The organism is Massilia sp. UYP11 (assembly GCF_050434805.1).
In the GTDB taxonomy this organism is placed as follows: domain Bacteria; phylum Pseudomonadota; class Gammaproteobacteria; order Burkholderiales; family Burkholderiaceae_D; genus Telluria.
Map to the genome: position 1 here is coordinate 1 of NZ_JBNDJE010000047.1, position 4,921 is coordinate 4,921.

Genomic DNA, 4,921 nt, shown 5'->3' on the forward strand with positions numbered 1-4,921 from the left:
TGGGCTGAACACGGACGGTGTTCGGCGACGGGGGTGTATCAGTTTTAAATCGCTGAGACGACGAAATCTGTATCAGTTTTCAATCGCCGTTGACAGGCTGTTCAGGTGCTTGTTGAAGGTTAGGATCAGGTCAATCGCCTTGGCCTTCTCCGTGGGGCTGTCTGCCAATCCGAAGGCATCCATGAGTCGCTTGCTCTGGAAGTAGTAGTGGCCGTCGACGGCGATACCGTGGGCAACCTCTCTGTTAAGGTCAGTGATGCGAAGCTGTGTGATCATGGTTAGGCGTAAAAAAACCCCTGATCGCTCAGGGGCTTGTGGTGTAGCTGGAAGGCTTAGGCTTGAGTAGCGGCTGGTGCTTTCTTCGGCTTTGAAGCGAACACTTCCGCAGCGATCTTTTTCAGTTCAGTCTTACCTTCTTCAGTTTTTCCATATGCTTCATCTACGATATGAGCCGCCAAGTTTTTTTCGGTCTCGGCCAGGGTAGCTCCCTTAGTGCGAAGCATGACGACCTTCATAGGGCCAAAAATGTTCCTGCCAGAACGCAATTCCAAAGTTCGGCCTTGGCGGATAACTTCGTTTTTAACCAGCGTGCCATCGGTTGCAGCCTTCGGAATTTCAATGAACACCGGATTGCTGTCGCTTTTGAACACCTTGCTTGCACCTGCTGCCTTGACACGTGGGGTCTTGACAACTGGGGTCTGACCAACTTGCGATTGCCCCTGATCTGCTTTGATCAGTTTAAACTCCTTGGCTACTTGACCGATCACGTCGATGCTGATCAGTTTGGAATCAATCAGTTTTTTCATGTCATTGAATCCGAACGGACGAACGGTGCCTGCCAATGCTTTCACGGCTGCTTCGATGGCACTGGTATGCTCACCGCGTGCTGCAATAGCCTTGGTGTTTTGAGCCTGAAGAATGCCAAAGAGCTTTTGTTCTTGTTCGTCGGCTTCGCCTTCCAGAACACGCAGGGCGAGAGCCGAACGTTCTTGAGCATTCAAATTTGCTGCGGTTTCTGCCAATGCGATAGCCGCAACATCTTCGTTGGCACTGTCTGCTGGCTTGGTGTTGCCGGCGCTTGCAGTGTTCTTGCTCTCGTCTTTAGCAGTCGGGGCGTTCGTTGCAGCGGTGGCGGCTTTGGCGTTCATGGTCATTCCTTTAAGTGTGAGTGTCGTTAGTCTTCTTCAACACTTACTTCATATATTGTGTTGATGTCTTCATCATAGAATACGTGAAGTATACGGTCAACAACTAAACGCATGAAAAGATGAAAGTACAGATTTATTTATGTTGATTGATCAATATGAAAAACCTTAAACACACACTGCCGAACCTCTTTTGCTTCTACTGTTCAGATCCCAAACATCGAGTTCTTCTCCCATCCTCTAGAGTCAATATCCTCTCCGTACAGAGTGCTTGTGACTTCCTTCAAGTGCTGCTCTTGCGCACGGTCAGACTTGACAACATCTGAAAACGGATAGAGTCCCCCTGTGATCGCCAATGAACAGAGGGCGTAGTAGAAGGCTAAGTTGCCCTGAGCTTGTGCATACGTGGACAGTTCTTTGAAGATTTTCGCACTCATGGTGTAACCTGTCCCTGTCTTCAGGTAGTAGCAAATCTCCCAAAGATTTTCGTCTACACAGTTACGCATGAGGGATACGAATTCGTCGGATGTTCCCTTGAACGATGATGAGGAAACGTTGTACAGCTTGTCTAATTTTTGAGCGATAGACTTCAGGCGGTTGTTGCGGGACTCGCCGTTGACTTCACTTCGGAAGGGCTGCACGGTGTCTTGAATGTTGGTGGTCATTTAGGCTTCTGCTTGTTAGTTAACGGGTTGTAGTCGCTTGTATGGTTCAGGACACTACTACTAAAGTTTGCCGCCTGTGTCGCGTCTTGGAAGGCTCTTGGTAGGTAAATTTGCATCGAGCTTCTTGTTGAGGTTACGAAGCTCCACAACTTTCTGGAAGGCTGAGCTACCTCCTTCAATCTTGGAAATATCAAGGCTATTAGCAAGAAGCATGAGCAAGGTATCTTTGTACCAGGGGTCGCTTCCTTCATGTTCTGCCATCAAATCGGCCATGCTGAACTCAATCACTTCTTGTCCAAAAATACGCTTGGCTACATGGTTGATGTCTGCGCCACCTTCAATAAATTCTTCAAGCTGAGGGTAGAGGTGAGCAAAACCTGATACGGCCAAACGGCTGTAGAGCCATGCAGGAAGGTTCTGTTCTGGCCGGTCAAAGTGCTCAACATACTCAAGAACGACAGCTTCAATCTCGTCATTGTCCAAGTGCAAAGACTGAAAGAAGGGAAGGGGGAGGCGGTCGCCAGTCGGCACAATGAAAGGCATAGGGCTAGAGAACACAGTGTCCAGTCTGTTGAGGCGAACATGACTCTCTGCTGTAGAAGACACGGTGAGGGTGTCGAGCCAGTCCTTCACATCCCCAACACGGTATCCAATGTTCTTAGGCTTCTTGATGAACTTTGGTCCCTTGCCTGACACTCGCCATTTTTGAAGTGTGCTGATCGCTTCCCCGATCCAGCTTCCTAGCTCTTCTTCTCCGATAATTTTTGAGTTCGGGTAGGTGTCAAAATTTCCGTCGACAACCTGTGCAGTCGCATTGAGAACGGTTGGCTTGAGAACTTGAAGCAATGCGACCAAGTGTGTGGCCGTCAAAACTACATCAGGCGGGAGGTTCTGTAGCTTGAACAGAAATTCGTCAGGGGTCATGCTGCCATGCCTTCAAGGTTCGTCACTGGATTGAATTTTTCTACTTGGGCCAGTAGGTAGTCTTCCACCTTCTGCAACGACTCCTTGATGAGGTCGTAGTGCTTCATCAAGTAGCTCTCGTTCACATCGTTCATGACGTGCTTGAGGCAGAAATTCATGGTTCGTTCATCAACCTTGGCAAACATAGAGGCAGTACCCCATGTGCGGCGCAAGTCGTGGTGACTGATGATTTTACCGCACGCCTCACCAATATTTTTAAAGTGAAACTTGGCATCCTGTGGGACATGTCCGGTCTTGCTGTCGCCATACCCAAACACAAAATCATTGATCGCAAACTCCTTGCGGCGCTCGAGGATTTCCAAGCCGAGTTTGGTCAGAGGGAAGGTGTAGGTGATCCCGTTCTTCGTGTCTTCATACTTAATTTCTTGAAGTTCAAAATCTACCTGCTTCCACTTGATCGAAGCAATATCAATGGAGCGGCCAGCTTGCACCAGGGAGAAGAGAATGTAATCGCTCGCTACTGCGTTGTGGTCACGGTAGGCAACCGCTGCATGCCACCAGAGAGAGAATTCTTCCTTGCGGAAGTCAAGCATGCGGTCTCGCGTCTTCGTCTTCTTCCATTTCTTGTGGCTGGTCAGCACATCGAACGGGTTGCGGAAGTTCTCTTTGATGTCCAGTTCCAAACGAGGAATGATGAAATTATAGGCAGAGTTCAGATACTTGAAGCAAAGTTGGTGCGTGCGGGTGATCGGCTGAAGTCCTGTCGCTTTCTGTACTCGGGTCGGCTTGGCGACTGCGAACATGTTGAAGCGGTCAAGAACTTCTTCACGAGTGATTTCACGGAACGGACGGTCAAGCCAGTTGCTAAGTTTGGCAGGGCGGTCAATCTTCCACTGCAAGCCATCCTTCTTAAGCAAGATGATGGTCTTCTCTCCGAAGTACTTCTTGCAGTCCTCAATCCCATCAAGAGTGCTTTGCCGTCCTCCCTTGTTGCCAATGAGGTGTTGGTTCGTGTATTCGTCAATGAGCCATTCCAGCGTTTCAGTGTTCTTCTGCTTGAACTTCTGGACGGCTTCCAACGCTGCACGGCGCTCTTCGGTTGGATCGATTCCCGTTGACAATTCAGCAAGCTTCTTCTTGGCCTCAATCTTTGCGGCCTCAAGTGTCAGTTGCCCATACTTGCCGAGAGTGATCCTTTTCGGTGCCCCTTTTGCCACACGTTTGTATACAATAAAGGTCTTGGCAGTCTTGCCTATACGCAAGGCAAAACCAGGTAGAGTGCTGTCGTAGATCGTGACCTGTTTTCCGTCTTCGCAAAGTGGAAAGCTCTCGATCTCCTTCATGGTGAGCTTGGTCTTGCTTGGGTAGTCAAACATGCTGGTAGCCCCTGTTGTGTACGTTGGTGTGTAGCCTAGAGTATAGGGAAGGCTACAGTCAGCGTCTAGGCTACGCTCTAGGCTACGCGGGGCTGGCAAACAGTGGCAACGAGTGGCAAGCAGTGACTAGGCAAAATCGTTAAAAATCAACGACTTAAAGTGAGATCCCTTGGTAATCAAGGGGTTGAAAGTAGCAAAACAAGAGACTCATAATCCGTTGGTGCCCGGTTCGACTCCGGGGAGGCCTACCAAAATATATCTGAAAAATCAGGGGTTTATGTGATGTTCCTTGTGGCCCCTGATTCCCTTCCTGTGTAACGCGCTGGGTCGTGTAACGGCTGTGTAAGTAAATTCTTTCAACTAGGCAGCTCGCGGTGTGGAAATTCGACCGGTCGACGATGCTCCTTAGGCACATCAGCCGGTGCTTACTGGCGTCGGCCGCCGCTTATCACGATCTTTAAACATTTAGCGGAAGGTGTCCGTGACCCCAACGTCTTGTCGGCCATGGCATAGCACAAGTTGGCTAACTCGACCAAGTTCCGTGCCCGGTCTTCTGGCTTAGCGTCCCGAAGCGTCGCGCTTACAAGCTCTACCAAACGTTCGTCGTTCAAGGCGTCGCCTGTGGCGTGGCCGCCTAAATCGCGCAACCAGTCATCGAAAGCGTCGTCGCTCATGTCGGTCAAATCGAGTGGCATATATCCTTCTGAAGAAAATAGTGTGAATCGCCACGACTATCGTAGACACTCCTGAGCCATAATATCGGGCACAAGGAGAAGATATGAGCGGTAAGCGGTACACAGAGGAATTCAAG

The 4,921-nt window shown here is 49.6% G+C and carries 5 protein-coding genes; all 5 read right to left on the minus strand.

The window, feature by feature from the left end; genetic code table 11:
* Nucleotides 1-72: 72 nt before the first annotated feature.
* Nucleotides 73-276: a hypothetical protein gene (locus ABIB38_RS23990; protein WP_429207304.1), complete on the minus strand. Its 204-nt coding sequence runs from the start codon at nt 274-276 to the stop codon at nt 73-75.
* A 56-nt stretch (nt 277-332) separates the two neighbouring features.
* Nucleotides 333-1,148 (minus strand): hypothetical protein, encoded by an 816-nt coding sequence (locus ABIB38_RS23995; RefSeq protein WP_429207306.1) that lies wholly within the window; start codon nt 1,146-1,148, stop codon nt 333-335.
* Nucleotides 1,149-1,351: 203 nt separating this feature from the next.
* Nucleotides 1,352-1,810, minus strand: a complete 459-nt coding sequence (locus ABIB38_RS24000; RefSeq protein WP_429207308.1) for a hypothetical protein — start codon at nt 1,808-1,810, stop codon at nt 1,352-1,354.
* Nucleotides 1,811-1,870: 60 nt separating this feature from the next.
* Nucleotides 1,871-2,734 carry a helix-turn-helix transcriptional regulator gene (locus ABIB38_RS24005; protein ID WP_429207310.1) on the minus strand — a complete coding sequence of 288 codons (864 nt, stop codon included), beginning with the start codon at nt 2,732-2,734 and terminating at the stop codon, nt 1,871-1,873.
* On the minus strand, nt 2,731-4,110 hold the full coding sequence (locus tag ABIB38_RS24010; RefSeq protein WP_429207312.1) for an integrase arm-type DNA-binding domain-containing protein: 1,380 nt from the start codon (nt 4,108-4,110) through the stop codon (nt 2,731-2,733). Before ABIB38_RS24010 ends, ABIB38_RS24005 begins: the two co-directional genes overlap by 4 nt.
* Between the last annotated feature and the right edge of the window lie 811 nt (nt 4,111-4,921).